This is a genomic window from Streptomyces sp. NPDC058685, assembly GCF_042714725.1.
In the GTDB taxonomy this organism is placed as follows: Bacteria; Actinomycetota; Actinomycetes; order Streptomycetales; family Streptomycetaceae; genus Streptomyces.
Genome location: NZ_JBHXSL010000007.1, coordinates 74,853 through 100,915, shown reverse-complemented (window position 1 = coordinate 100,915; position 26,063 = coordinate 74,853). Strand labels below are relative to the sequence as shown.

Genomic DNA, 26,063 nt, shown 5'->3' with positions numbered 1-26,063 from the left:
TCAGACGGAGTCGGGGACGCGGGTGGCCTCGGACTCGGACGCCCGGCGGCGGCGCACGACGACGTAGAAGATCCCGCTGCCCACCACGACGGTCGAGCCGACGCCGATGACGCCCGCGAGGCCGCCGGAGATGCGGGAGTTCGAGACGTCCGCGACTCCGTAGTCGGCGAGCGGGGAGTCGGCGGCCGCGTGCTCCTCGACCTTCTTGTCGATGCCCTTGTCGGCGGCGACCTTCTCCAGCCCGTCGGGGCTGGCGGAGGCGTAGAAGGACACGAAGCCGGCGAGGACGACGGCGGTGGCGAGGCCGGCCAGCCAGACCGTGCGCGGCGAGCGCGCGGCGACCGGTGCGGGGGCGACGGGCTCGGCGTCGACCAGTTCGCCGCCGACGCGGAGCTTGAGCGGGGTGCTCAGACCGCGGGCGCCGTGGACCAGGTCGGGCCGGACGGCGATGACGGCGCCGACGGTGAGCATGGTGATGACGGCCTCGCCGATGCCGATGAGGACATGGACGCCGACCATCGCGGTGAGGACCTTGCCGATCGGTACGTCGGTGGTCCCGCCGATCGCGTAGATCAGGGTGAAGGCAGCGGCGGCGGCCGGTACGGAGACCAGCGCGGCGACGAAGGAGGCGACGGTGACCGAGCGGCGCTTGCGGGGCAGCACCGCCAGCAGCCCGCGGAACAGCCCGTACGCGACGAGGACCGTGACCACGCCCATGACGGTGATGTTCACGCCGAGCGCGGTGAGGCCGCCGTCCGCGAAGAGCACGCCCTGCATCAGCAGAACGACGGCTATGCAGAGCACGCCGGTGTAAGGACCGACGAGTATCGCGGCGAGCGCACCGCCCAGCAGATGTCCGCTGGTGCCGGCCGCGACGGGAAAGTTGAGCATCTGTACGGCAAAAATGAAGGCGGCGACGAGGCCCGCCAGCGGCGCCGTGCGCTCGGCGCCGCTCAGCGCGAGGGAGGATCCGCCCAGCTCACGGCGGGCGCCGCGGAGGCTGACGGCGACCGCGCCGGCGGCGACGACACCGGCGGCCACCGATACCGGGGCGTTGATGAATCCGTCGGGGACATGCATAGCGGGCTCCGCTCCGGACAGGTGAATAACTGTTCAATGATAGTGCCCTGTTGCGAACGACTTGCAAGAGCGGGCGGGTCACAACTGGTGGCCAAGTCCCTCGCCCGAGAAATATGGGACATTGGAGGGCATAGCGTACAAAGTGTGAGGAGCGGCAGATGTCCACGGTCGTCGAAGAGCACGCATGGGCCCGCATCGTCACGGACGCTCCTCAGCACAGGCCCGTCCGGGTCGCCCTCTGGTACGAACCTACGGATGCGCCGAAGTCCGTCCGCTTCACGTTCCCCGACGGACGCGAGTGGACCTTCCCCCGTGAGCTGCTGGAGAAGGGGCTGCGCGTCCCCGTGCGCCGCGGAGATGTCGAGGTCTGGCCGTGCGGCCGGGTCCAGACCGTCGTGGAGTTCCACACCTCGGACGGCGTAGCGGTGGTGCAGTTCGACTCCAAGGCCCTGATGCGCTTCCTGCGCCACACGTACGCGGTGGCCGCACCCGCCCCCCAGGGGTGACGAGCACGACCACCGTGTCCCCGCGACGGCCCCCGTCCCCACGGGTCCGTCGCGTCACCGGGGGCGCTCACAGCCGCTCGCAGCGGCGCCCCCGGGCTCGTGCCGGAGTCAGACGCGCACCAGGTTGCGCTCCTCGTCCGGGTCTTCGGGGCTGACTCCGTCGTCCTTCGAGGTCAGCTGCTTGTGCAGCTTCTCGCCCTCGACGTCGACGTTCGGCAGCAGCCGGTCCAGCCAGCGCGGCAGCCACCAGGCCTTGTGACCGAGCAGGGCGAGGACCGCGGGCACGACGGCCATCCGGACCACGAAGGCGTCGAAGAACACCGCGATCGCGAGACCGAAGCCGATCATCTTGATCATCTGCTCGCTGGAGCCGATGAACCCGGAGAAGACGGCGATCATGATCACCGCTGCGGCGCTGACGACGCGGGCACCGTGCTGGAACCCGGTGACGATCGCCGCACCGGGCCGCTCCCCGTGCACGTAGGCCTCCCGCATGCGGGTGACCAGGAAGACCTCGTAGTCCATCGCCAGGCCGAAGACGACACCCACCATGAAGATCGGCATCATCGACATGATCGGGCCGGTCTGCTCGACCCCGAACAGCGATCCCAGCCAGCCCCACTGGAAGACGGCGACGACCGCGCCCAGCGCCGCGACGACGGAGAGCAGGAAGCCGAGGGCCGCCTTCAGCGGCACGAGCAGCGACCTGAAGACCACCATCAGCAGCAGGAACGCGAGTCCCACGACGAGGGCGAGGTAGGGCAGCAGGGCGTCGTTCATCCGCTGCGAGAAGTCGATGTTCATCGCGGTGGCACCGCTGACGAGCACGTCGTCGCCGCTGGAGTCGCGGATGGAGTGGACCAGGTCCTCGGTGGCGACCGAGGACGGACGGTCCTTCGGGATGACCGTGATCATCGCGGTGTCGCCGGCCTTGTTGAGCGTCGCGGGGGTGACCGCCGCGGCGCCCTCCAGGCCCTTGATCGTCTCGACCGTGCGGTCGGCGGCGCTCTTGTCGCCGTCGACGACCACCAGCAGCGGTCCGTTGAAGCCGGGGCCGAAGCCGTCGGACAGCATGTCGTAGGCCTTGCGCTGCGTGGTGCTGACCGGCTGGGAACCGTCGTCGGGCAGTCCCATCTCCAGCGACGCCGCCGGGATGGCGATGGCGCCGAGACCCACCACACCCGCGAGCAGCACCATGACCGGCCGGCGCAGCACGAAGCGGGACCAGCGGGTGCCCATGTTCGGCTTGTCGGTGACCGGCTTGCCCTTGCGGACCTTGCGGCCGAGCACCCGCTTGCCGGCGAAGCCGAGCAGGGCGGGGATGAGGGTGAGCGCGATGAGAACGGCGATCACGACCGTGCCGGCGGCGGCGAAGCCCATCTTGCTGAGCATCGGGATGTTGACGACGGCGAGGCCGACGAGGGCGATGACCACGGTCAGGCCCGCGAAGACGACGGCGGAGCCGGCGGTGCCGACGGCCCGGCCGGCCGCGTCCTCCTGCTCACGCCCCTCGGCGAGTTCGGCCCGGTAGCGGGAGACGATGAAGAGGGCGTAGTCGATGCCGACCGCGAGGCCGATCATCATCGCCAGCGTGGAGGTGGTGGAGCCGAGGTCGAGGACGTTGGCCAGCGCCGTGATCGTGGAGATGCCGATGCCGACACCGATGATCGCGGTGAGCAGCGGCAGTCCGGCGGCGACGAGCGAGCCGAAGGTGATGACCAGGACGACCGCGGCGATCGCGACGCCGATGATCTCGCCGGCTCCGGTCTCCGGGACGGTCTGCAGCGCGTCGCCGCCGATCTCGACGGTCAGTCCGGTGCCCTGCGCCTGGTGGCCCGTCTTCTCCAGGGCCTCCCGGGTCTCGTCGGTCAGCTCCATGCCGTTGACCTTGTAGGTGACCGAGACGTAGGCCGTCGAACCGTCCTTGGAGACCGCGTTCGCGGTGTACGGGTCGGTGACGGAGGCGATCTGGTCGGAGCCGGCCTTGAGGTCGGCGACCGCCTTGTTCACCTCGGCCTTGTTGTCCGCCTGCGTCATCTTCTCGCCGCTCGGGGCCTTGAAGACGACACGTGCGGTCGCACCGTCGGGGCTGGCCCCGGGGAACCGCTCTTCCAGCAGGTCGAAGGCCTTCTGCGCCTCGGTGCCGGGTATCGAGAAGGACGACGAGGTGGCGGTGGACGCGGAGGCCGCACCGACCCCGGCGAGCGCGAGCAGAGCGACCCACAGCAGCAGGACGAGTTTGCGGCGCCGGAAGGCGGACCGCCCGAGTTTGTAGAGGAACGTGGCCACGAGGGCGTACTCCCGTGTGTGAGGTGAACAGGGCATGGGGAGCCGGCCCGACGACGAGAGCGGCGCGCGTCAGGTGGTGCGGGTCGTGCTGCGGGGAGGGGTGACGTGGGGAACGTCAGTCGCCGTGGGGCGGCGACGGGGCATCAGACTCCGAGGGCCGGCAGGACCACGGCATCGATGTATTGGGTGAGAAAGGCCCGGTCGGGGAGCCGGTCCTCGATCATCTGCCGGGCGACGAACGCGCCGACCAGCATGTGCGGCACGAAGTCCAGCGCGGGGTTGTCCGCACTGACCTCCCCGCGCTCCACCGCCCGCCGCAGCAGCGTGTCCAGCCCGGTGATCTCGGGCTCGATCAGCAGCTCCCGCAGCGCCTCATGGAGGTCGGGGTTGCCGTGGATGGCCTGGGCCAGACCCCGCATCAGCGCGGAGTCCCTCTCCATCTGGCAGTCGTCGGTCTCGTCCAGCATCGCGTGGAAGTCACCACGCAGGGTGCCGGTGTCGATGTCGCCGACATTCACCGGCTTGCTGTGCCGCAGGGCGGTGGCCACCAGTTCGGGCTTGCCGCGCCACTGCCGGTAGAGGGTCGCTTTGCTCGATCGGGTCCGGGTGGCCACGGCGTCCATGGTCAGGGCGTCGTATCCGACTTCGCGCAGCAGGTCCAGTACGGCCTCGTACAGCTCTGCCTCGCGCTCGGGGGTGAGCCGACTGCGTGTGGTCATGATCGGCCTCCCATCCATCCGAACGAAACGGTTTCGTACACCTCGAAGGTACCCCACCCTTCTGCGAAACGACAACGTTTCGCTTGTGTCATGGATCACGGACCGGTTCCGGCCACATCGGATCCGGCCGATTCACCCGGTCCCACGAGTTGCCGCACCCCCTGCACACGGAAAGCATTGGAAGGTGAGCGACGACGTGGCATACCTCCGTTTCCCGCATCTGCACGACGACTTGCTGTGCTTCGCCGCCGAGGACGATCTGTGGATCGCCCCTCTGGTGCCGCAGGGACAGCGGCCGGGACGGGCCTGGCGGCTCACCGTCGACCGGACCCGGGTCGGCCATCCCCGCTTCTCCCCCGACGGCCGGCACATCGCCTACACGACCTGGCGCAGCCTCGATCCCGAGATCCATCTCGCGCCCGTCGAGGGCGGCCCGGCCCGCAGACTCAGCTACTGGGGCTCCACCGACACCCGGGTGTGCGGCTGGACCCCGGACGGCCAGATCCTCGCCGTCTCCTCGCACGCCCAGCCCTTCTCGTACTTCTCCTGGGCCTACAACGTCCCGACCGACGGCGCTCCCGGCGCGAAGCTGCCGTGGGGGCCCGTCGCGCACATCGCGGTCACCGACGTGGAGGGAGAGCGGCGCACCCTGCTGCTCACCGGCAAGCCGCCGCACGAGCCGGCCGCGTGGAAGCGCTACCGCGGCGGCGCCACCGGCCGGCTGTGGCTGCACGGCCGGCGACTCCTCGCCGACCTGGACGGACATCTGGACTGCCCGATGTTCGTCAGCGGCCGGATCGCGTTCCTCTCCGACCACGAGGGCATCGGCAATCTCTACTCGTGCCTTCCCGATGGGAGCGACCTGCGGCGCCACACGGACCACGACGCGTTCTACGCCCGGCACGCCTCCAGCGACGGCCACCGGGTCGTGTACCAGTGCGCCGGGGACCTGTGGATCGTCGACGACCTCAGCCCGGAGGGGATGCCCCGCAAGCTGGAGGTGCGGCTCGGCGGACCGCGCGCCGGCCGCCGCCCCTACCAGGTACCGGCCGCCAGTCACGTCGACTCGATCTCGGTCGACCTGACGGGCCGGGCCAGCGCCGTCACCGTCCGCGGCAGTCTGTACTGGCTCACCCACCGGGACGGGCCGGCCCGGACGATCGCCGACACCCCGGGCGTACGCGTGCGGCTGCCCGAGATGCTCGGCACCGGCGGCCAGGTCGCCTACGTCACCGACGCGGAGGGCGACGACGCCGTCGAGATCGCCTATCTCCCGCGGGCGAGCGGCGAGCGCGAGCCGCGGCGGCCGGCGTCCGGCCGGCTCGGCCGGGTGCTGGAGATGGTGTCGGACCCGGACGGGGAGCGGCTCGCCGTCGCCTCGCACGACGGGCGGCTGCTGCTGCTCGACGCCGCGGAGGACTCCGCGGGCGAGACCACCGAGCTGATCCGGTCCCTCAACGGGCCGGTGCGCGATCTGGCCTTCTCCCCCGACGGGACCTGGCTGACCTGGTCGCACCCGGGCATCGGCCGGTCCCTGCGCCAGATCAAGATGGCCCGGATCGCGGATCGCACGATCGTCGATGTCACCAACGGCCGTTTCGAGGACGAGAATCCGGTCTTCACCAGCGACGGCCGCTATCTCGCGTTCCTGTCCTGGCGCGGCTTCGACCCGGTGTACGACGTGCACACCGGGGACCTGTCCTTCCCGCTGGGCTGCCGGCCCTACCTCGTACCGCTGTCCTCGGCCACGCCCTCACCCTTCGCGCTGTCCCCGGACGGACGGCCCGCGGCCGGCGGTCTCGACCCCATCGACGAGACCCTTCTGCCGCCCGAGGAGGGAGCCGGTTCCAGCACGGTCATGGTGGAGATCGAGGGTCTGGAGAGCCGGGTGACGCCGTTCCCGGTCTCGGCCTCCAAGTACTCGGCGCTGTACCCGGTCAGCGGCGGCGGACTCGTCTGGCTGCGCTGGCCGATCTCCGGAGCCCTGGGCGAGACCTTCGTCAATCCCGCCGACACCTCCGGGCGCCCCACACTGGAGCACTTCGACATCGCCAAGGCCCGCAAGACCGAACTGGTCGGCCATCTCGACTGGTTCGCGGTCAGCGGTGACGGAAGCAGACTGGTGGTCGTCGACGACGGCGATCTGCGGGCGGTGCCCGCCACCGAGTCGGGTGACAGCGACTCGACGGTCTACCTCGATCTGCGACGGATCCTGCACGACGTGGACCCGGCGTCCGAATGGCGCCAGGCGTACGCCGAGGCCGGCCGGCTCATCCGCGCCTACTTCTGGGAACCGGAGATGTGCGGGATCGACTGGGACGCGGTGCTCGACCAGTACCGCCCGCTGGTCGAACGGGTCGCGTCCCCCGACGAGTTCGCGGATCTGCTGCGGGAAGTGCTCGGCGAGCTGGGCACTTCGCACGCATACGTCACCCCGGCGCGCCGCAACGAAGGGCCGCCGCACTACCAGCGCGCGATGGGCCTGCTGGGCACGGACCTGGTCTGCCGGGACGGGCAGTGGATGGTCAAGCGGATCCTGCCCGGCGACTCGTCCGACTCCAAGGCCCGTTCCCCGCTGGCCGGTACGGGCGTCCACCCGGGCGAGATCCTCACGCATGTGGACGGCCGGCCGGTGGACCCGGTCACCGGGCCTTTCCCCATGCTGGCGGCCGCGGGCGGGACGACGGTGGAGCTGACGTTCTGCCCGGCCGAGAACGAGGAGCGCTCGCGCCGGGTGGCGATCGTGCCGCTGATCGACGAACGCCCGCTGCGATACCAGTACTGGGTGGCCAAACGCCGCGAAGTCGTACGGGAGTTGAGCGGCGACAAGTGCGGCTACCTCCACATCCCCGACATGGGCGGCTCCGGCTGGGCGCAGTTCAACCGCGATCTGCGGCTGGAGGTTTCCCTGCCGGCGCTGATCGTGGACGTCCGCGGCAACGCGGGTGGACACATCAGCGAACTGGTGGTGGAGACGCTGACCCGGAAGATCATCGGCTGGGACCTGACGCGGGACGCGCAGCCGGTCTCGTACGCCTCCAACGCACCGCGCGGCCCGGTGGTCGCGCTGGCCGACGAGGCGACCTCCTCGGACGGCGACATGATCACGGCGGCGTTCAAACTGCTCAACCTCGGCCCGGTGGTGGGCAGTCGCACCTGGGGCGGGGTGGTCGGCATGACCGGCCGCCATCGGCTGGGAGACGGCACGGTGATCACGGTGCCGATGAACGCGGCCTGGTTCGACGCCTACGGCTGGTCCGTCGAGAACCACGGCGTGGAACCGGACCTGGACGCGCTGCGCTCACCGCTCGACTGGGCGGAAGGCCGCCATGTCCAGCTGGACGACGCGGTACAGCTCGCCCTGGACATGCTGACCCGGCAGCCGGCGGCGGAGCCTCCCGGCTACGACACCGCGCCGGATCTCCGTCGCCCCAAGCTCCCGCCGCGCTGAGGCAGTTGGGCCGACGTCGCAGGTCAGGGCAGACACCGCACGCAAGAGGCGCATCCGCTCGCGCGGATGCGCCTCTTCAGTCAGGCGCAGCGTCAGGCGTTGCGGTCCTGGCCGAACTGCTCACGCATGGGCTCCTCGCGGGGCGTCCGCTCGCGCGTGGGCTCCTCACGGGAGGTCCGCTCGCGCGGCTCCTCGTGACCCTGCGGCCGACGACGCTCCTGCGGCTGCTGCTGACCCTGCGGGCGCCGGCGCTCCTGACCCTGCTGACCGCGCTGGGACATCTCGTCCTTCGCGCCGGCCGGGGCCTGCTTGGCCTGGTTCTTGAGCTCCTGCGCCTTGTCCTTGAACTGGTCCTGAATGCCCATGCTTGTTCACTCCTAGAGGGGTGTGAGGGAGAGCGGGGACTGGTGTGCCCCCTGGGCCTCGACCAGCGTGGCACGCACGGACACGCTGCGCATTTCGATCAACTACGCTGCGTACGCGCCGCCTCGTCGGCCGCCCCTCCGGCACCCACAAGGCCCTTGGCAACACTGGCCAGACGCGGTTCGAAGCGCTTCATCTCGCGCTGTCCCACGAGCCCGATCACGGGCGGGAGATACCCACGCAGCGACTGCATTCCGCGCAGCCACCACTGTCCGTAGACATGCGCCGAGCGCCGTTCGATACCGGCCACGATGCGGTCGACCGCGGGGCCCAGCGGATAGGTGCGGTTGGAGGGCCACGGCAGCCGCTGCCGCAGTTCGCGCATCACGTCGTCCTGGTCCGCACCGCGTACGAGGTCGGTGTCCGTCCAGGACAGATAGGCGACGCCGACCCGCACCCCGCGGTAGCCGACCTCGGCCCGCAGGCTGTGCGCGAAGGCTTCCACCCCGGACTTCGACGCGCAGTACGCCGTCATCATCGGCGCGGGTGTGATGGCGGCCAGCGACGCGATCTGGAGGAGATAGCCCCGGCTCTCCACCAGGACCGGCAGAAATGCCCGTGCGGTGACGGCACTTCCGATCAGATTGACCTCGATGACCCGGCGCCAGGCGACGGGGTCGGAGTCCATGAACGGCCCGCCCGCGGCGACTCCGGCATTGGCGACGACGATGTCGACCTTGCCGAAGCGCTCCTTGACCTCCTGGGCGACCCGCGCCATCGCCTCGTGGTCGGTGACGTCCGCGTACCAGTGGTCGCTCTCGCTGTGGAGCCGCGCCGAGACCTGTTTCAACTCGTCGGGCTCCAGGCCCACCAGGGCGACCTTCGCACCGCGCGCCGACAGCTTGCGGGCCAGCAGCTCGCCCACGCCGCGGGCGGCGCCGGTGACGACGGCGACCTGTCCCTCCAGGCTCGTCCTGCTCATGCGGCCTCCTCCTTCACACTCTTGATGTCCCCGTGGGCCCCGCTCTCGGCGTCCCCGGAGGAGTCGGTGACCCCATGGGCACCGGCCAGCTCGCGGATCTTCGCGGTGACGGTCGCCGGGGCCTCCACCGGTGTCATGTGGCCCGTGCCGTCGAGCTCCACCAGCTCACGGCAGTCGGGCAGATTGGCGGCGATCCGCCGGGCGTGCACCATCGGCGTGAGCCGGTCGGCGGTGCCCGCCAGCACCACGGCGGGGACGTTCAACTGCCGTACTCCGTCGTCGAGATCGAGGCCGGCGAGCACCTGCGACCAGGCCACCCGGGCGGCCCGGGCACAGGCATGGACGATCCTGGCGCACTCCTTCACCTGCCCGGGCGTGGCATCGGGCCCCATGGTCCCGTACTTGAGGAGCCGCCGGGACAGGGGCGTCACCGGCCCGAGCGGGGCGCGTGCCCCGAGCACCATGCCGGTGAGCCGGGTCCGCAGCGGACCGCGGCGCATCGGCAGCACCAGCGACTCCTCGACCAGCCGGGAACTGCCCGTGCTGCACAGCAGGACCGCGGCGGCGTGCTCCGCGAAGGCGGCCCGTCCCGCCGCCGCCATCAGCGTCATCCCGCCCATCGAGTGTCCGACGAGGACGGCCTTCTCACCGGGAGCCAGCGCGGCCGCGAGCACCGCCTCCAGATCGTCGGCGAGCACGTCCGTGCTCACGGCGGCGGCAGCGGTGCGGCCGTGGCCGCGCTGGTCGTAGACGACGACCCGGAAGTCACCGGCCAGGTCCTGGATCTGCGCGGACCAGAACTCGGTCGAACAGGTCCAACCGTGGGCGAGGACGACGGCGGGCGCGCCGTCGGGGCCGTACACCTCGGCGTGGATGCGCGATCCGTCGGCCGAGACGGCGGTCAGTATGCGGCTCTCGGTCGGTGTACGGCTCATCGCACGGCCTCCGGCTGCTCGGTCGCGATGTCATCGGCGGACCCGGCGGACCCGGACGCGCCGGTCGCCGCGGCCTCAACGGCGGGTGCCGGCGCACCGGCCGGCACGGGCGCCCGCAGGATCTCGTACTCCGCGAGGTCCACCTCCCGCGTCGCCCGGCGGAACTCACCCGTCGTCCCGGGCCAGATGGTGGTGTTGCGCCCGCTCGCGTCGAGGTACCAGCTGGTGCAGCCGCCGGTGTTCCACACGGTGCGCTTCATCCGGTCCTGCACCCGGCGGTTCCAGGCGCCGACCGCGGACACCCTCGGGGTGAGCGCCTTGCGCCCGCCGAGGATGTGCAACTGCCGCAGATAGTCGGCCATGTAGGAGAGCTGGGACTCGATCATCAGAATCATCGAGGAGTTCCCGAGACCCGTGTTGGGGCCGATGATCGTCATCCAGTTGGGGAAGCCGGCGGCGGTGGCGCCGCGCAGCGACTGCATGCCGTCCTTCCACGCCTCCGCGAGGGTGATGCCGTCCGCCCCGACGACCCGCTCGGCGATCGGCAGGTCGGTGACATGGAATCCGGTACCGAAGATGATCACGTCGGCCTCGGTCTCGGTACCGTCGGCCGCCACCAGCGTGGAGCCGCGCACCTCCGCGAGCCCGGACGCCACGACGTCCACATTGAGGCGGGCCAGGGCCGGGTAGTACGTGCTCGACAGCAGGATCCGCTTGCAGCCGATGCGGTACGAGGGGGTGAGCCGGGCCCGCAGCTCCGGGTCCTTGATGGACTTGGCGATGTTCGCCTTGGCCAGGGACTCGACGAGCCCGAGCTCGTTCGGCCGCTTGGTGAACGCCTGGACCTGCAACTCCCGGATGCCCCACAGCAGTCCGCGCCGCGCTGCCCCGGTGAACGGCAGCTGCCGGTGCAGCCAGCGCTCGGCCCCGGTGATCTTCCGGTCCACGCGCGGCATCACCCACGGCGGGGTCCGCTGGAAGAGCGTCAGCTTTCCGGCCTCCGGCTGGATGGCGGGGACGATCTGGATCGCGGACGCCCCGGTCCCGATCATCGCCACGCGCTTGCCGCGCAGGTCGTAGTCGTGGTCCCAGCGGGCGGAGTGGAAGACCTGGCCGGGGAAGCCGGCGAGCCCCGGGATGTCGGGGACCTTCGGGTCGGACAGCGGCCCGGTCGCCGAGACGACGACGTCCGCCGTGAACGTGCCCCGGGACGTCTCGATCGTCCAGTGCAGCTTCTCGTTGTCCCAGGTCATCATCCGCACTTCGTGGCCGAGGCGGAGGTGGGGACGCAGATGGAAGGTGTCCGCGACGTGTTCGAGGTAGGCGCGGATGTGCTCCTGGCCGGAGAAGGTGCGGGGCCAGTCGGGGTTGGGGGCGAAGGAGAAGGAGTACAGATGCGAGGGCACGTCACAGGCGCAGCCCGGATAGCTGTTGTCCCGCCAGGTCCCGCCGACGGAGTCCGCCCGCTCCAGGACGACGAAGTCGGTGATCCCCTCGCGGCGCAGCCGGACAGCGGCCCCCAGGCCGCCGAACCCGGATCCGATCACCGCCACCCGCACATGTTCGTGCGCTGCCTGCTTCCCCTGGCCCATGCCGCCGCCTCTCGCTGAACGTCACAACCCGACCCGAAAACCATGCCAGCAATCACTGGCACAGTTGGGAGACTAGAGCAGCGCCATACCGAGCGGTAGGGGTACGGCGCGACAAGTTACCGGCGGTACAACATAGGCTTCCCCCGTGGCTGAAGTACGCGAGTACCGCATGGAGGAGCTGGCCTCGAAGGCCGGCATCACGGTGCGCACCCTGCGCTTCTACCGCGAGCGCGGGCTGATCCAGCCGCCTCGCCGGGAGGGCCGTATCGCCTGGTACGACGAACACCACCTGGCAAGACTGCGCACGATCGCCGCGCTCCTGGAGCGCGGGCACACCCTGAACGGGATAGCCGACCTCGCCACCGCCTTCGAGAGCGGACGGGACGTCGGGGAGGTGCTCGGCCTCGGCGAACCCACCGAGGAGACACCGGTGCGGCTGAGCCCCGAGGAACTCGCCGACTACTTCGAGGGCGAGGTCACCCCGGAGAACCTCGCGGCGGCCCTGGACCTCGGCTATCTCGCCACGGACGGCGACGAGATCGTCCACATCAGCCGCCGCCTGCTCGACGTGTCGGCGGCCCTGGTACGGGAAGGCGTACCGCTGGCGGCGGTGCTGGACGCGGGCCGCCGGGTGCGGACGCACGCCGAGGCGCTGGCGGACCTGTTCGTCGAGGTCCTCAGCGCGCACACGGCCGCGTCGGACGTGGAGAAACTGCGGCCGCTGGCCAAGAGCGTGGTGGAGGCGGAACTGTCGATGGCCCTGGACCGGCGGCTGCGGGAGAACACGGGTCCGGCTCCGGCGGGGGACTGAGGCGGGGCGACGACGACCGGCCACGCCGAACCACTCAGGCCGGGCCGGGCACAAGAGCCGAGCCCGACCGACCGGGCCGGGCCGGGCCGGGCCCACCGAGCCGAGCCGGGCCGGGCCGCCTGAATGCTCGGCCCCGATCCGCCTGAACGCTCGGCCCCGATCCGCCCGCCCGGCCGGCCGAACCCCTCGCTACCCGAGCGCCGACTCGTACGCCACACTCACCGGCGCGTGGTCGCTCCACCGCTCCCCGTGCGACGACGCCCTCTCCACCCACGCCTTCACCGCACGCCCCGCCAGCCCCGGCGTCGCCACCTGGTAGTCGATGCGCCAGCCCGAGTCGTTGTCGAACGCCCGCCCGCGGTAGGACCACCAGGTGTACGGCCCCTCCTGGTCGGGGTGCAACGCCCGCATCACGTCCACGTACTCCACCTCGTCGAAGACGCGGGACATCCAGGCCCGCTCCTCGGGCAGGAAGCCGGAGTTCTTGCGGTTGCCGCGCCAGTTCTTGAGGTCGGCCTCGCGGTGCGCGATGTTCCAGTCGCCGCACACGACGACCTCGCGCCCGTCGGCCGCGGCCCGTTCCTTCAGTCCGGCCAGATACGGCAGGAATTCGTCCATGAAGCGGGTCTTCTCGTCCTGCTTCGCCGTCCCCACCTCGCCGGACGGCAGATAGAGGCTGGCGACCGTGACACCGGGCAGATCCGCCTCGACGTAGCGTCCGCTGCCGTCGAACTCCTGCGACCCGAATCCGATCCGCACCCGGTCCGGCTCCCGGCGCGTGTAGAGGGAGACGCCCGCGCGGCCCTTCGCGGCGGCCGGGGCGTGCACCGTGTACCAGCCGTCCGGCTGCCGCACCTCTTCCGGGAGCTGCTGCGGCTCGGCCCGCACCTCCTGGAGACAGATCACGTCGGCGGCGGTGCCGGCCAGCCACTCCACGAAGCCCTTCCTGGCGGCGGCGCGGAGCCCATTCACATTCACGGAGGTCACGGTGAGCATCCGGGCACCTTACCCACGACCGCGAAAGCGCTGCACGTACGCTCGATGCCATGCATGTGCGCCCGGTTGCCTTCGACCACCCCGATGCCGCCAAACTCAACGACCAGGTCCAGCTCGAGTACGCCGAGCGGTACGGGGACGAGGGTGATGTGACACCCCTCGACGCATCCATGTTCACCCCGCCGCGCGGCCTGTATCTGATGGCGTACGACGACCGGGACAGCCCGGTCGCCACCGGCGGCTGGCGGTCCCAGGACGCCGCCGGCGGCGAGGGGTACGAGGACGGCGACGCCGAGCTCAAGCGGATGTTCGTGATCCGCGAGGCGCGCGGCCTGGGTCTCGCCCGCCGGATCCTCGCGGCCCTGGAGGCGGACGCCCTGGCCGCCGGCCGGACCAGGATGGTGCTGGAGACGGGCACCGCTCAGCCCGAGGCGATCGCGCTCTACCTCTCCAGCGGGTACACCCCCGCGCCGCAGAAATTCGGCCACTACCGCGAGTACGACAGCAGCCGCTGCTTCGCCAAGGTCTTGTCGCGCTCCTGACAACCCACGCTTCCCGTGGCACTCTGCCTCACGCACGCCGATCCGCACCGGCTCATCCCCCACCCTGCCCGCGCGGCCTCACGCGCGGGCGCGGCAGAAGGAGACATGCGTGAGACGCCATCGCACCGCCGCCGGGATCCTGTTGACCGTCGGCACCCTGCTCGCAGGCGCCCTCTCGGCCGCCACCGCGCACGCCGCCCCCGCCCCCACACCCACCGCCTTCACCCAGCAGCACACGAAGGGCTTCTGGACCGCGGATCGGATGCGCGGCGCCACACCGCTCGACCTGCTGCCGCGTGAGCGGCGGAGCACGCTCACGGCCCCGGCGCCGGCGGGCACACCGACCGTGATCCCGCCGACCCTCCCGTCCGGCACCGCATCCGGCGCATCGGTCCTGTCCTTCCCGCAGCCCGGCGGCCCCTGGACGAGCGGCGGCGCCGTCGTCAAGACGTCCGGCCGGGTCTTCTTCACCTTCCAGGGCCGGACGGCATCGTGCTCCGGCAACTCGGTCACCAGCCAGAACGGCAGCACGGTGATCACCGCGGGCCACTGCGTGAAGTACCAGGGCGCCTGGCACACCAACTGGGTCTTCGTCCCCGGCTACGACAACGGCCAGGCGCCGTACGGCCAGTGGTCCGCCACCCAGACGTTCTCGACACCGCAGTGGGTGGCGCGCGAGGACATCAACTACGACGTGGGCGCGGCGGTCGTCGCCCCGCTCAACGGCACGACTCTCGCGGCGGCGGTCGGCGCACAGGGCCTGAACTTCAACGGCGGCTACAACAAGGCGATGTACGCCTTCGGCTTCCCGGCGGCGGCCCCCTACGACGGCAGCAAGCTGATCCACTGCAGCGGCAACTCCTCCCGCGACTTCCTCTTCTCGCAGGACCACAGCCTCGGCTGCAACATGACCGGCGGCTCCAGCGGCGGCCCCTGGTTCACGTCCTTCGACGAGGCCACCGGCACCGGACTCCAGGCGTCGGTGAACAGCTTCGGCTATGTCTTCCTGCCGAACCGGATGTTCGGCCCCTACTTCGGCAACGACGCCAAGGCCGTCTACGACAAGGCGCAGGTGGCCTGACGCGCACGAGCCCCTGCCGGACTCCCGGCAGGGGCTCTCACGTGGTGCGCCGCGTCAGGCGAGGGCGGCCTCGCCCGACGCCAGCGGCCACTCGCGGTTGAGGGTGCCGAGCGGGATGCGGTGCTGGAAGACCGGGGTGCCGAAGACGGACAGCTGGAGTTGCAGCCAGCCGCTCAGATCGACGCCGCCGTACAGCTTCCACGATCCGACGACGGACCCGGGTGTCGCGGACGCGGCGGCCTCACCGCGCAGATAGGGAGCGAGATCGGCGGTCACGCCGACCGCGCCGTACAGACCGATCGAGGCCTCGGCGCCGAGCGCGGCCTTGACCTTGCCGGCCGCGGTGACCTTCGCCCGCACCGGGGTACCGGTCATGTCGGAGGCGCTGACCGGCTTCCACCCCTCCGCCTTGGTGTAGCCGCCGCCGACACGGAAGCCGCCCCGGAGGTCCTGCGCGACCTCCACGCTGACGCTGCCGTCGGCGGCGACCTGGACGTAGACGGTGAGGTCGAGGTTGACCACGACCGGCACCGGACCGACCTGGATCACGGGGTCGGCGTGCAGCTTGGCGAAGGGGATCCGGACGGGCTTGTTCCCGGCCGTCAGCTTGCCCTTCAGCTCCCAGCCGGACGTCCACTGCCCGCTCAGCCCGAGGAACGCGGAGTCCGGCGAGAGCACCGAGGACCCGTCGTAGGAGAACTCGACCTCGGGCGCGAGCTGCACATGGCCGGCGACCGAGGCCGCACCGGCGACGGGCACGCCTTCGGTGACCGGGAGCGGGACCGAGGCCCCGACGTCGATACGCAGGCTGCCGAGCGGCACCTTCGCGCCCTGCGGGCCGACATGGACATTGCCCTTCTTCGCCCACGAGACCTTGACACCCTCGACGAGCGGCTCGACATCGACCGTGGCGGGGTCGACCGGGACCGTGCCCCGCGCGGTGTCGTCACCGAGCAGCGCGCCCAGCGTGGCCGGCTCCGTGGCGACCTCGGTCCCCCGGGAGGTCTTCCCGGCCACGTCGGTGACCTTGGCCAGCAGCCCGTCGGGAGCTCCCGGGGCGGGCCCGCTGGCGATGATGTCCCCTACCGCGGGGGCCTTCTCCGCCGGCTTCTGCGGCGATGTCCCGATGCCCTCCGCGGAGATGACGGCCCGGCGCTTCGCGCGGTCGTACGAGGCCACCTTCAGCGGGGACTTGCGGGCCTGCCCGTCCTTGCCCGAGCGAGCGACGGCGGTGGGCCGGCCCTCCGGCGCCCCGGCGACGGCGAGCCGCCTCGACGGGCCGGGGTCGGGGGTGGGAGCAGTGCTGCTCGGTACATCGGCGGCGGTCGGCGCCGTCGCCGTGGCGGCTGCCGAACAGCCGGTGGTCAGCAGGGATATGGAGGCCAGAGTCGCCAACAGGGCGTGTCTGACTGACAGCTTGGGCACGTAGGAATCCTCGGAGCGTGTGGTGGGGGGTACGCGCAACAGGAAGGGACTCGCGAATACCGACGAGTAACAACCGGCCGTACGATCCCACACGCGCCGCAGCCGCCGAGGACGTTCCCGCCGACCCCGTGAATGACCTGTGTCACACCGTCACCACGGGCACTCCCACGCCCATATGACGCTGCGTCAGCGGGAGGCCGGGCTCCCCTTCTCGTGCTCCCCCTCGGTGTCCACATGCGGCAGGATCCGGTCCAGCCAGCGCGGCGTCCACCAGGCCGCACTGCCCAGAAGCGTCATCACCGCGGGCACCAGCAGCAGCCGCACCACGGTCGCGTCGATGAGCACGCTCACCGCCAGCCCGAGACCCATCATCTTGATCACGATGTTGTCGCTGACGATGAAGGCGGCGAAGACGCTCACCATGATCAGTGCCGCACAGGTGATCACCCGGGCCGTGATCTCCAGTGCGTGCGCCACGCTGGCCTTCGGGTCGCCCGTGCGCACCCACGCCTCGTGGACGCGCGAGAGCAGGAAGATCTCGTAGTCCATGCTCAGACCGAAGACGATCGCGAACATCATCATCGGCACATAGCTCTCGATGGGCACCGTGCCCGACACCCCGAGCGCCGGGCCGCCCCAGCCCCACTGGAAGACCGCCACGACCACGCCGTACGAGGCGGCGATGGACAGGACGTTCAGCACGGCCGCCTTGACCGCGACCAGCACACCGCGGAAGACGATCAGGATGATGAGGAACGCGAGGGCGACCACCACAGCGATGATCACCGGCAGCCGGCTGGAGACGATGTCGAGGAAGTCGACCTGCGCGGCCGTCGTGCCGGCGGCATAGCCCTTGGCAGAGGTGCCCGCGACCGCCTCGGGCAGGACGTCGTCCACCAGGTGATTGGTCAGCTCGGTGGTTCGCTCGTCCTGCGGCGCCTGCGTCGAGTAGGCCGTGCCGACCAGTACGTCTCCGTCCTGCGTCGGCTTCAGCGGAGTGATCAACGCGGCGTTCGGGACGTCGGTGAGTGCCTTCTGCGCCTGGCTCGCGAGCGCCGGCCGGTCGGCCGCGGCCACCGAGGTCTGGTCGATCACGATGGTCAGCGGGCCGTTGGAGCCCGGCCCGAAGGCGTCCGACATCAGGTCGAACGCGCGCCGGTCCGTGAACGACTTCGGATCCGCGCCGTCCCCGATGTGCCCGAGCTGGATGGAGAAGACCGGGATGGCGAGGACGACGATGGCGATCACTCCCCCGGCGAGGAACCACCAGGGCCGCCGCTCCACACGCATCGCGTACCGGTGCCAGGTGCCGTGCGCCTCCTGGCCCGGCTCCGTGTCCGTCTCCGCGATCGGCTTGCGCACGTGGTACTTGTCGATCGCCCGCCCGATGAGCCCCAGCAGCGCGGGCACCAGGGTGAGCGCGCCCAGGACGGCCGAGACGACGGTGACGGCGGCGGCCACCCCGAGCAGCGAGATGAAGCTGATCCCGGAGACCGACAGACCCGTCAGGGCGATGATGACCGTGCAGCCGGAGACGAGCACCGCCCGTCCGCTGGTCGCGACCGCCCTGCCGGCCGAGGCGACCGGATCGACGCCGTCCATGAGGTTCTGCCGGTGCCGCGTGATCAGGAAGAGCGCGTAGTCGATCCCGACACCGATACCGATCATGGTGGCGAGCGTCGGCGAGACCGTGGCGAAGGTGAACGCGGCGGCGAGCAGCCCCAGCCCCGCGAGCCCGAAGATCACACTGACCAGGGCCGTGACCAGGGGCAGTACGGCGGCGAGCACGCTGCCGAACCCGATCAGCAGCACCACGATCGCGACCCCGAAGCCGATCAGCTCACTGATCCGGTCGTTGGCCTCGGGCCGCGCCAGCTCGCCGAGCTGCCCGCCGTACTCCACTTCCACCCCGGCGGCCCGCAGCGGCTCCACGGCCTCGTCGACACCGTCGAGGTACGACTCCTGCAGCGTCGAGGGCTGCACGGCGAAGCGGACGGTGATGTAGCCGGTCTCGCCGTCCGTGGACAGCGGTCCGACGTTCGGCCCGGGCGGCGGGGGCGGGGGTGTGCTGCCCGCGGGCGGCAACGGGTTCTGGGCGGAGAGCACGTCCGGCAGCTTCTGCAGATTGCCGATCACCGTGGACATCTGCGAGCTGTAGGCGGTGAGCGGCTTCTCGCTGTCGTGCAGCACGATCTGGCTGCCGTACCCGCCGGCCGCGGGGTCGTGCGCCTTCAGTACGTCCAACCCCTCCGTCGACTGGACACCCGGAAGCGCGAAGTTGTCGGAGTAGTCCCCGCCGTAGGCGTGATTGAGCACCTGAAGCCCGGCCAGGCCGACCAGCCAGATCACGATCACCCAGATACAGCGCCGAGCACACCATTCACCGAGCCGACGCAGCATGGCTTCTCCCGACCGAGCGAGACCAAAGGGACATCAGGCATTAAATAGCTGATTCCGCCGAGAGTGTGGGCGCAACGGCGAGGCCCTGCCGGATCGTGACGACCGGGGCGCGGCCCGTCCGGTCACCGCCGAGGCGGGGTGATTCAGGAGTGATGGACAGAATTGCGCATTTTGTGCGACGAACGTGGAACCCGATGAGTGAAGCGGTCCCCTGGCTGCTCATGAGCGGAGAGTGCCATGGATACGGTGTGGTTGATCGTCATCATCGTGGTTGCTGTGATCGTCGTCGCGCTGCTCGCCATGACCGCGCAGCAGACCACGCGGCGCCGACGCCTCCAGGAGCGTTTCGGCCCCGAGTACGACCGCGCGGTGCAGAAGGGCGAGAGCCGACGAGAGGCCGAGCGCGACCTCGCCGCACGGGAACAGCGCCATGAGGACCTGCAGATCAGAGCGCTGCCGCCGGCGACCCGGGACCGCTACGCGCGGGACTGGAACGCGGTGCAGGAACGGTTCGTGGACAGTCCCGGCCAGGCGGTGGGCGAGGCGGACCGGCTGGTGATCCTGTTGATGGGCGAACGCGGTTACCCGACCGAGGGCTACGAGCAGCAGACGCGCGACCTGTCGGTCGATCACGCCCGCACGCTGGAGCACTACCGGACGGCCCATGAGATCAACAGCCGGGTCGGCGTCGGGAACACCTCCACCGAAGAGCTACGGAGCGCCATGGTCCACTACCGCGCGTTGTTCGACGAGCTGTTGAGGGACGAGACCGACAGCTCACCCGACACCGGCCGACGACAGCCGTGAGCAAGGGAGAGTGACATGCAGCGAGAAGGCGGACTCGGGCGAGAGAACCCCGGTCGTTTCGCACCGGGCGAGGAGAAGCTGTCCACCGAGGACATCGCCAGGACGGACACGGAAGCGGCGCAGGCGCCCCGGCTTGCGGCGCCGTCCGCACCGGCGAGTCCCCCGGCGAAGCCGGCGATGCCGTCCCGCAAGGAGATGACGGACGCGGCGCCCGCGGAGCCCGGCGAGCGCACCGCCCCGGCCACGGAGGACATGAGGCCGTCGGCCACCGAGACGACCCCGAAGAGCCCGCGGAAGACGGACACCCCGGGCCACGACGAAGAGGCCGTTCCGCTTCTGGACTCCGGCACGGAAGGGGACATGCGCTCCCGCTGGAGCGACATCCAGCAGGGCTTCGTCGACGACCCGCAAGCGGCCGTACGATCCGCGGACGCTCTGGTCGCCGAGGTGATGCAACTGCTCGCCACGACGTTCGCCGAGCACAAGGACGGCCTGGAGAAGCAGTGGCACCAGGGCAACGAGGTCGCCACCGAGGACCTGCGGATCGCGCTGCGCCAGTACCGGTCCTTCTTCGACCGGCTGCTGACGACCTGATCCGAACGACCCGTGGACCGGCCAGGACCACCGGCCGCCGTGCGGACACCAGTTGGGGCCGGTGGGCGCCGCCGGCGCCGGACAACAAGAGAGAGCCCCTGTCGGATGACTCCGACAGGGGCTCTCAGCTGCGGTGGACCTGTGGGGATTTGAACCCCAGACCCCCTCGATGCGAACGAGGTGCGCTACCAGACTGCGCCACAGGCCCTTGCAACGAATGAAACTCTAGCATCCCCATCGGGGTGCTTGGAAATCCGTTCCTTCGCTGGTCACGAGGGTCACTCGTTGGCGGCGCGGGGTCGGTCCTGGTCCGCGTACTGGTCGAACAGCGGGGTGCGGCCACGGTCGCGCGAGGAGCGGCGGGGCTGCGGTGCGCGGCGGCTCGGGGCCGGCTCCGCCTCCTCGGCCTGGTCGGCCGCGGGCTCCGCCGTCGAGGAGCGGGCGGAGCTCCAGGTCTCCGGGTCACTCATGTCCACGCCACTCGTCGCCCGCGGGGCGACGGGTGCGGTGACATACGTCGGCAGAGGCACCGGGACCGGGTCCCAGCTGTCGCCCGTCGCCGGACCGCGGTCGCGCTGCTGGTCCACCCACTCCGCGTGGTCGGTCTGCTCGACCAGCGCCCGGCGGCCCGCCTCCTGCGGCGAGAGCCTGGCGGCGTCGGGCTCCGGGCGGGCTTCGGGCTCCTCGTCCGGCTCGGCGGCGGACGCTGCCGCGGCCTGATGCCGGCGGGGCCGGTTCTCCCGCAGCCGCTGCGCGGCGATCTCCGCACGGCGCCGGTCCATGACCACCACGAAGCGCCGTCGCTCCTGCGCGCGCAGATGCATGATGTACGCGCTGAGAAGGACGGCGGGAACACCGGGTGCCCACAGGAAGCCGAGTCCGCCGACCGCCGCCACCACCGCGCCCACCGTGAAGGCCAGGAACAGCATCACGGTGGTGCGTCTGCGACGGGCGAGCACCTTGCTCCGCCGTGCGCGCTCGGCGGCCGGGCCGCTCTGGCGCGGACGGCGGGAACGGGGTGCGGGGACCGGGATCCGGGCTTCGGTGCGGGGCGCGGCGAAGGCCCGGACGTCCACGGAACTCATCGGGTCCGTGGCGACATCCGGGTCCGCGTCGGGTTCGTTGCGCCCTTCGCCCGGCCGCCTTGCCTCGTCGGCGTCGCCGTGTGACGGCTCCGCCGATTCGGCGGTGCGTTCCCGCAGCTCCCTGGCGTACCGGCGCTCCATCGCCCCGCGTCCGGACAGCAGCCGGATGGCGGTGGAGAAGCGTTCCGTCGGACGGGCTTCGTTCAGCTCGTCCTGCCTGCGGAGCCACATCGGCACCAAGTAGGCGGCCCAGGCCCCGACGATGACTGCGTAGATGAGGCCGCTGCTGCTCACGCATCACACCGTAGAGGGATTCGCGCAAGGGCATCCGCCAATTGGCCCGGTGTGTCGCACGATCCGGCCGATATCACTGACTTTTTTTGCGATTGTTCAGATCACCGCATGGTCGGTGCCGATCAATTTCGAACGTTTATTTTATTTCTCGTGGTGTTCCCGGTCGTGCCCGGTGCCAGCGGCGGAGCAGACCGTCGGGGACCTCCTCGGCCGTGAGCGCGAAGACCAGATGGTCCCGCCACGCACCGTCGATGTGCAGATATCGGGGGCGCAGACCCTCTTCCCGGAAACCGAGTTTCTCCACGACGCGGCGGCTCGGCACGTTCTCCGGCCGAATGCAGACTTCCATCCGGTGCAGCCCGACCGAGCGGAAGCAGTGGTCCACGGCGAGCGCCACCGCGGTCGGCATCACCCCGCGGCCGGCCACCTCGCGGTCGACCCAGTAGCCGACATGGCCCGAGCACATCGAACCCCAGGTGATGCCGGCGACCGTCAACTGGCCGACCAGCCTGCCCTGGTACTCGATGACGAACGGCAGCATCCGGCCCGCGTTGGCCTCCGCCCGCAGGTGCCGGACCATCTGCCGGTACGTGGGGCGCTGCGTGAGGGGTGCGCCGGGCCCGGGCGGCGGGATCGTCGCCTCCCAGGGCCGCAGCCAGTCACGGTTGCGCCGGTTGACCTCGCGCCAGCTCCGCTGGTCGCGCAGCTTTATCGGGCGGAGGACGATGTCGCCGTCCGCCAGGATGACCGGCCAGGGCGCGTTCAGGTCGGGCTCCCCGGATTCGGATGGTCCCCGCCGCGGAGCTGGTCGACGGCGTGCGGCAGCAGCGGTTCCAGCACCGCCATCCCGTCACGCACCCCACCGGTCGAACCGGGCAGATTGACGATCAGGGTGCGGCCGGCGACACCGGCGAGGCCGCGGGAGAGGGCGGCCGTCGGCACCTTCTCGCGCCCGTACGCGCGGATCGCCTCCGGGATGCCGGGGACCTCGTGATCGATGACGGACCGGGTGACGTCGGGGGTGCGGTCGGTCGGCGAGATGCCGGTGCCGCCGGTGGTGAGGATGACGTCGTAGCCGGCAGCCACACCCTCGCGCAGGGCCCGCTCGACCGGCTCGCCGTCCGGGACCACGCGCGGACCGTCGACCCGGAAGCCGAGCGCGGTCAGCCCCTCGACGAGCACCGGGCCGCCCCTGTCCTCGTAGACCCCGGCGGAGGCGCGGTTGGACGCGGTGATCACCAGGGCGCGGCGGACCGCGTCGGGGCCGGGGCCGTGACTGTGGCTGTGCACCTCTCCGGCGCGTGCCGCCCGGATCACTGCCGGCTCCAGTCGCCGGACTTGCCGCCGGTCTTCTCCTCCACCCGGACGTCCGTGATCACGGCCGCCTTGTCCACGGCCTTGACCATGTCGACGACCGTGAGCGCGGCGACCGAGACGGCGGTCAGCGCCTCCATCTCGACGCCCGTGCGGTCGGTGGTCCTGACCGTCGCGAGGATCTCGACGGCGTCATCGGCGACGGCCAGATCGAGGGTGACGCCGGAGAGGGCGAGCGGGTGACAGAGCGGAATCAGATCCGGGGTGCGCTTGGCGCCCATGATCCCGGCGATACGGGCCGTCGCCAGGGCGTCCCCCTTGGGGACGCCCTCACCCCGGAGCAGTTCCACGACGCGTGGGGAGACCAGGACCCGGCCGCTGGCCCGGGCGGTGCGTGCGGTGACGTCCTTCTCGGAGACGTCGACCATACGGGCCGCCCCCGCCTCGTCGATGTGCGTCAGCCTGCCTTGGGTACTCATGTCGGTGCGCTGCTCCCGTCCGGGCCCTCGGGGCCTGTGTGGGCAGACACGGTACCGCCACGGTAAGCAGGTCAGCCGAGGAGGACCACCTCGACGTCCGCGCCGGGCTGGACCGAGGTGTCCTGCTCCGGGACCACGATCAGGCAGTCGGCGTGCGCGAGGGCGGCGATCAGATGGGAACCGGAACCGCCCACGGGAGTGACGGCGCCCGAGCCGGAGTCGTACGCACCTCGCAGGAACTGGCGCTTGCCGGAGGGCGAGGTGAGCGCCTTGTCGGCCTTCAGGGTCGCGCGCGTCGTCGGCCGCCGGACGTCCGCCAGGCCCATCAGACGGCGGATCGCCGGGCGGACGAACAGCTCGAAGGAGACGTACGAGGAGACCGGATTGCCCGGGAGCGCCAGCAGCGGGGTGTGCTCGGGGCCGATCGTGCCGAAACCCTGCGGCTTCCCGGGCTGCATGGCGAGCTTGCGGAAGTCGATGCCGCTGCCCGGGACGTCCTCGTCGCCCACCGAGGACAGGGCTTCCTTGACCACGTCGTACGCGCCGACGCTGACGCCGCCCGTCGTGACCAGCAGGTCCGCGCGGATCAGCTGGTCCTCGATGGTGGCGCGCAGGGTCTCGGCGTCGTCCGTGACCGCGCCGACCCGGTAGGAGATCGCGCCCGCGTCCCGCGCGGCCGCGGCGAGCGCGAAGCTGTTGGAGTCGTAGATCTGGCCCTCGCCCAACGCCTCGCCGGGCTGGACCAGTTCGCTGCCGGTGGAGAGCACGACCACGCGCGCACGCGGCCGGACCCGCACGGTGCCGCGGCCGATCGCGGCGAGCAGGCCGATCTGCGGCGGGCCGAGCACCGTGCCCGCCGCGAGGGCGAGGTCACCGGCCTGGACGTCGCTGCCGCGGGAGCGGACATGGGCGCCGGCCTCGGCGGACCGGTGGACGCGGACCTCACCGCTCGCGCCCTCGGGGGCCTCGCCGGCGGGGCGCATCGTGGTGGCCGCTCCCCCGCCGGTGCCGCCGTCGGTCCACTCGACCGGGACGACGGCCTCGGCGCCCGGAGGCAGCGGGGCACCGGTCATGATCCGTGCGGCCTGGCCGGGGCCGACCGTCGGCAGCCCGCCGCTGCCGGCCGCCACATCGCCGATCACCGTGAGGACGGCGGGGAACTCCTCGGTGGCGCCCCGCACATCGGCCGTACGGACGGCGTACCCGTCCATGGAACTGTTGTCGAACGGCGGCAGCGCGACCGGGACCGTGACGTCCTCGACGAGGACACAGCCCTGGGCGTCCGGCAGTTGCAGCTCGATCGGGTCGAGCGGGCGGATCGCTGCGAGGATGTCCTCGAGGTGGTCGTCCACCGACCAGGTCGTACTGCTCACCGTGTTACATCTCCTCGGTCACAAAACTGCGGAGCCAGGTCCGGAACTCGGGTCCCAGGTCATCACGTTCGCACGCCAGTCTGACAATGGCCCGCAGATAGTCGCCGCGATCGCCGGTGTCGTAACGGCGGCCCTGGAAAACGACGCCGTGCACCGGCCCGCCGATCGTCTCGTCCTCGGCGAGCTTCTCCAGGGCGTCGGTCAGCTGGATCTCGTTGGCGCGGCCGGGCGCGGTCTCGCGCAGTATGTCGAAGACGGCCGGGTCCAGGACGTACCGGCCGATGATGGCGAGGTTCGACGGGGCCTCGGACCGGTCGGGCTTCTCGATCAGCTTGGTCACCTTGACCACGTCGTTCTCGCCGGTGGCCTCGACGGCCGCACAGCCGTACATGTGGATCTGGGCGGGGTCGACCTCCATGAGGGCGATGACACTGCCGCCCTCCCGCTCCTGGATCTCGACCATGCGCGCGAGCAGCGGGTCGCGCGGGTCGATGAGGTCGTCGCCGAGGAGGACGGCGAAGGGCTGGTCGCCGACGTGCGGCGCCGCGCACAGGACGGCGTGACCGAGGCCGCGCGGATCTCCCTGGCGCACATAGTGCATGGTGGCCAGGTCGCTGGACTCCTGGACCTTCTTCAGCCGGCTCTCGTCGCCCTTGCGGGTGAGCGCCTGCTCCAGCTCGTAGTTCCGGTCGAAGTGGTCCTCCAGCGGCCGCTTGTTGCGGCCCGTGATCATCAGCACGTCGGAGAGACCGGCGGAGACCGCCTCCTCGACGACGTACTGGATCGCGGGCTTGTCGACGACAGGCAGCATCTCCTTGGGAGTGGCCTTCGTGGCGGGCAGGAACCGCGTGCCGAGACCGGCGGCCGGGATGACAGCCTTGCTGATCCTGGGCTTCGGAGGAGTCATGCGCTGCACAATAACCGGTGAGTATGGGCTGAAGATGA

Annotated in this window: 23 protein-coding genes and 1 tRNA gene; 7 read left to right on the top strand and 17 right to left on the bottom strand. The window is 70.9% G+C overall.

All coding sequences use genetic code 11. The features are described 5' to 3' along the window. Positions 1-1,080 carry an energy-coupling factor ABC transporter permease gene (locus ACFWU3_RS08890; protein ID WP_384433298.1) on the bottom strand — a complete coding sequence of 360 codons (1,080 nt, stop codon included), beginning with the start codon at positions 1,078-1,080 and terminating at the stop codon, positions 1-3. A gap of 158 nt (positions 1,081-1,238) precedes the next feature. On the opposite strand from ACFWU3_RS08890, the gene ACFWU3_RS08885 reads away from it, so the two are divergent. Beyond that, entirely contained in the window at positions 1,239-1,586 is a 348-nt protein-coding gene (locus ACFWU3_RS08885; protein WP_384433295.1) for an SsgA family sporulation/cell division regulator, read from the top strand. A gap of 108 nt (positions 1,587-1,694) precedes the next feature. Here ACFWU3_RS08885 and ACFWU3_RS08880 read toward each other — a convergent pair whose 3' ends face one another. Together ACFWU3_RS08880 and ACFWU3_RS08875 are read right to left on the bottom strand one after the other, a co-directional pair. Continuing rightward, entirely contained in the window at positions 1,695-3,875 is a 2,181-nt protein-coding gene (locus ACFWU3_RS08880) for an MMPL family transporter (protein WP_384433292.1), read from the bottom strand. Positions 3,876-4,018: 143 nt separating this feature from the next. After that, on the bottom strand, positions 4,019-4,594 hold the full coding sequence (locus tag ACFWU3_RS08875) for a TetR/AcrR family transcriptional regulator (RefSeq protein WP_384433289.1): 576 nt from the start codon (positions 4,592-4,594) through the stop codon (positions 4,019-4,021). Positions 4,595-4,778: 184 nt separating this feature from the next. Between ACFWU3_RS08875 and ACFWU3_RS08870 the strand changes: the two genes are divergently transcribed. Beyond that, positions 4,779-8,045: a S41 family peptidase gene (locus ACFWU3_RS08870; protein ID WP_384433286.1), complete on the top strand. Its 3,267-nt coding sequence runs from the start codon at positions 4,779-4,781 to the stop codon at positions 8,043-8,045. A 92-nt stretch (positions 8,046-8,137) separates the two neighbouring features. Here ACFWU3_RS08870 and ACFWU3_RS08865 read toward each other — a convergent pair whose 3' ends face one another. From ACFWU3_RS08865 to ACFWU3_RS08850, 4 genes are all read right to left on the bottom strand, one after another. After that, positions 8,138-8,410, bottom strand: a complete 273-nt coding sequence (locus tag ACFWU3_RS08865; RefSeq protein ID WP_384433283.1) for a hypothetical protein — start codon at positions 8,408-8,410, stop codon at positions 8,138-8,140. Between the two features lie 98 nt (positions 8,411-8,508). Next, on the bottom strand, positions 8,509-9,390 hold the full coding sequence (locus tag ACFWU3_RS08860) for an SDR family oxidoreductase (RefSeq protein WP_384433280.1): 882 nt from the start codon (positions 9,388-9,390) through the stop codon (positions 8,509-8,511). Then, positions 9,387-10,325, bottom strand: a complete 939-nt coding sequence (locus ACFWU3_RS08855) for an alpha/beta fold hydrolase (RefSeq protein WP_384433277.1) — start codon at positions 10,323-10,325, stop codon at positions 9,387-9,389. Before ACFWU3_RS08855 ends, ACFWU3_RS08860 begins: the two co-directional genes overlap by 4 nt. After that, positions 10,322-11,917: a flavin-containing monooxygenase gene (locus ACFWU3_RS08850; RefSeq protein ID WP_384433274.1), complete on the bottom strand. Its 1,596-nt coding sequence runs from the start codon at positions 11,915-11,917 to the stop codon at positions 10,322-10,324. The genes ACFWU3_RS08855 and ACFWU3_RS08850 overlap by 4 nt, the downstream gene beginning before the upstream one ends. Before the next feature lie 169 nt (positions 11,918-12,086). Here ACFWU3_RS08850 and ACFWU3_RS08845 point away from each other — a divergent pair, with 169 nt between their 5' ends. After that, positions 12,087-12,728 (top strand): MerR family transcriptional regulator, encoded by a 642-nt coding sequence (locus ACFWU3_RS08845; protein WP_328863398.1) that lies wholly within the window; start codon positions 12,087-12,089, stop codon positions 12,726-12,728. A 189-nt stretch (positions 12,729-12,917) separates the two neighbouring features. Here ACFWU3_RS08845 and ACFWU3_RS08840 read toward each other — a convergent pair whose 3' ends face one another. Beyond that, entirely contained in the window at positions 12,918-13,724 is an 807-nt protein-coding gene (locus ACFWU3_RS08840) for an exodeoxyribonuclease III (protein WP_384433272.1), read from the bottom strand. Between the two features lie 50 nt (positions 13,725-13,774). On the opposite strand from ACFWU3_RS08840, the gene ACFWU3_RS08835 reads away from it, so the two are divergent. Together ACFWU3_RS08835 and ACFWU3_RS08830 are read left to right on the top strand one after the other, a co-directional pair. Beyond that, complete coding sequence (locus tag ACFWU3_RS08835; protein ID WP_313945813.1) at positions 13,775-14,266, top strand: GNAT family N-acetyltransferase; 492 nt, start codon at positions 13,775-13,777, stop codon at positions 14,264-14,266. Positions 14,267-14,375: 109 nt separating this feature from the next. Further along, positions 14,376-15,347, top strand: coding sequence for a trypsin-like serine peptidase (locus ACFWU3_RS08830; protein WP_384433267.1), 972 nt, complete (start codon positions 14,376-14,378; stop codon positions 15,345-15,347). Between the two features lie 54 nt (positions 15,348-15,401). On the opposite strand, the gene ACFWU3_RS08825 is transcribed toward ACFWU3_RS08830, so the two are convergent. Together ACFWU3_RS08825 and ACFWU3_RS08820 are read right to left on the bottom strand one after the other, a co-directional pair. Then, complete coding sequence (locus tag ACFWU3_RS08825) at positions 15,402-16,772, bottom strand: hypothetical protein (protein WP_384433265.1); 1,371 nt, start codon at positions 16,770-16,772, stop codon at positions 15,402-15,404. Between the two features lie 186 nt (positions 16,773-16,958). Then, positions 16,959-19,172, bottom strand: a complete 2,214-nt coding sequence (locus ACFWU3_RS08820; RefSeq protein WP_384433262.1) for an MMPL family transporter — start codon at positions 19,170-19,172, stop codon at positions 16,959-16,961. Between the two features lie 237 nt (positions 19,173-19,409). Between ACFWU3_RS08820 and ACFWU3_RS08815 the strand changes: the two genes are divergently transcribed. Further along, on the top strand, positions 19,410-19,979 hold the full coding sequence (locus tag ACFWU3_RS08815) for a hypothetical protein (RefSeq protein ID WP_384433259.1): 570 nt from the start codon (positions 19,410-19,412) through the stop codon (positions 19,977-19,979). 15 nt (positions 19,980-19,994) lie between these two features. After that, the gene (locus ACFWU3_RS08810; RefSeq protein WP_384433256.1) at positions 19,995-20,573 is read left to right on the top strand and encodes a hypothetical protein; all 579 of its coding nucleotides are present in this window, start codon (positions 19,995-19,997) and stop codon (positions 20,571-20,573) included. A 134-nt stretch (positions 20,574-20,707) separates the two neighbouring features. Here the strand turns inward: ACFWU3_RS08810 and ACFWU3_RS08805 are convergent. From ACFWU3_RS08805 to galU, 7 genes are all read right to left on the bottom strand, one after another. After that, positions 20,708-20,781, bottom strand: a tRNA-Ala gene (locus ACFWU3_RS08805). 70 nt (positions 20,782-20,851) lie between these two features. After that, positions 20,852-21,952 carry a gephyrin-like molybdotransferase receptor GlpR gene (gene glpR / locus ACFWU3_RS08800; RefSeq protein ID WP_384433253.1) on the bottom strand — a complete coding sequence of 367 codons (1,101 nt, stop codon included), beginning with the start codon at positions 21,950-21,952 and terminating at the stop codon, positions 20,852-20,854. Between the two features lie 136 nt (positions 21,953-22,088). Then, positions 22,089-22,718 (bottom strand): GNAT family protein, encoded by a 630-nt coding sequence (locus ACFWU3_RS08795; RefSeq protein WP_313948970.1) that lies wholly within the window; start codon positions 22,716-22,718, stop codon positions 22,089-22,091. Beyond that, on the bottom strand, positions 22,715-23,242 hold the full coding sequence (locus tag ACFWU3_RS08790; RefSeq protein WP_384433616.1) for a molybdenum cofactor biosynthesis protein B: 528 nt from the start codon (positions 23,240-23,242) through the stop codon (positions 22,715-22,717). Before ACFWU3_RS08790 ends, ACFWU3_RS08795 begins: the two co-directional genes overlap by 4 nt. A gap of 23 nt (positions 23,243-23,265) precedes the next feature. Further along, the gene (gene moaC, locus ACFWU3_RS08785) at positions 23,266-23,745 is read right to left on the bottom strand and encodes a cyclic pyranopterin monophosphate synthase MoaC (protein ID WP_313945806.1); all 480 of its coding nucleotides are present in this window, start codon (positions 23,743-23,745) and stop codon (positions 23,266-23,268) included. A 71-nt stretch (positions 23,746-23,816) separates the two neighbouring features. Continuing rightward, positions 23,817-25,118, bottom strand: coding sequence for a gephyrin-like molybdotransferase Glp (gene glp / locus ACFWU3_RS08780; protein WP_384433250.1), 1,302 nt, complete (start codon positions 25,116-25,118; stop codon positions 23,817-23,819). A 4-nt stretch (positions 25,119-25,122) separates the two neighbouring features. Continuing rightward, a complete protein-coding gene (gene galU / locus ACFWU3_RS08775; protein WP_384433247.1) occupies positions 25,123-26,025 on the bottom strand; it encodes a UTP--glucose-1-phosphate uridylyltransferase GalU in 903 nt (300 codons plus the stop codon). Between the last annotated feature and the right edge of the window lie 38 nt (positions 26,026-26,063).

Excerpts from the sequence above, each read along its gene's own strand:
- ACFWU3_RS08890 (WP_384433298.1), bottom strand. The coding sequence starts at position 1,080 with ATGCATGTCCCCGACGGATTCATCAACGCCCCGGTATCGGTGGCCGCC.
- ACFWU3_RS08885 (WP_384433295.1), top strand. The coding sequence starts at position 1,239 with ATGTCCACGGTCGTCGAAGAGCACGCATGGGCCCGCATCGTCACGGAC.
- ACFWU3_RS08875 (WP_384433289.1), bottom strand. The coding sequence starts at position 4,594 with ATGACCACACGCAGTCGGCTCACCCCCGAGCGCGAGGCAGAGCTGTAC.
- ACFWU3_RS08865 (WP_384433283.1), bottom strand. The coding sequence starts at position 8,410 with ATGGGCATTCAGGACCAGTTCAAGGACAAGGCGCAGGAGCTCAAGAAC.
- ACFWU3_RS08860 (WP_384433280.1), bottom strand. The coding sequence starts at position 9,390 with ATGAGCAGGACGAGCCTGGAGGGACAGGTCGCCGTCGTCACCGGCGCC.
- ACFWU3_RS08855 (WP_384433277.1), bottom strand. The coding sequence starts at position 10,325 with ATGAGCCGTACACCGACCGAGAGCCGCATACTGACCGCCGTCTCGGCC.
- ACFWU3_RS08850 (WP_384433274.1), bottom strand. The coding sequence starts at position 11,917 with ATGGGCCAGGGGAAGCAGGCAGCGCACGAACATGTGCGGGTGGCGGTG.
- ACFWU3_RS08845 (WP_328863398.1), top strand. The coding sequence starts at position 12,087 with ATGGAGGAGCTGGCCTCGAAGGCCGGCATCACGGTGCGCACCCTGCGC.
- ACFWU3_RS08840 (WP_384433272.1), bottom strand. The coding sequence starts at position 13,724 with ATGCTCACCGTGACCTCCGTGAATGTGAATGGGCTCCGCGCCGCCGCC.
- ACFWU3_RS08835 (WP_313945813.1), top strand. The coding sequence starts at position 13,775 with ATGCATGTGCGCCCGGTTGCCTTCGACCACCCCGATGCCGCCAAACTC.
- ACFWU3_RS08820 (WP_384433262.1), bottom strand. The coding sequence starts at position 19,172 with ATGCTGCGTCGGCTCGGTGAATGGTGTGCTCGGCGCTGTATCTGGGTG.
- ACFWU3_RS08815 (WP_384433259.1), top strand. The coding sequence starts at position 19,410 with ATGGATACGGTGTGGTTGATCGTCATCATCGTGGTTGCTGTGATCGTC.
- ACFWU3_RS08810 (WP_384433256.1), top strand. The coding sequence starts at position 19,995 with ATGCAGCGAGAAGGCGGACTCGGGCGAGAGAACCCCGGTCGTTTCGCA.
- moaC (WP_313945806.1), bottom strand. The coding sequence starts at position 23,745 with ATGAGTACCCAAGGCAGGCTGACGCACATCGACGAGGCGGGGGCGGCC.
- galU (WP_384433247.1), bottom strand. The coding sequence starts at position 26,025 with ATGACTCCTCCGAAGCCCAGGATCAGCAAGGCTGTCATCCCGGCCGCC.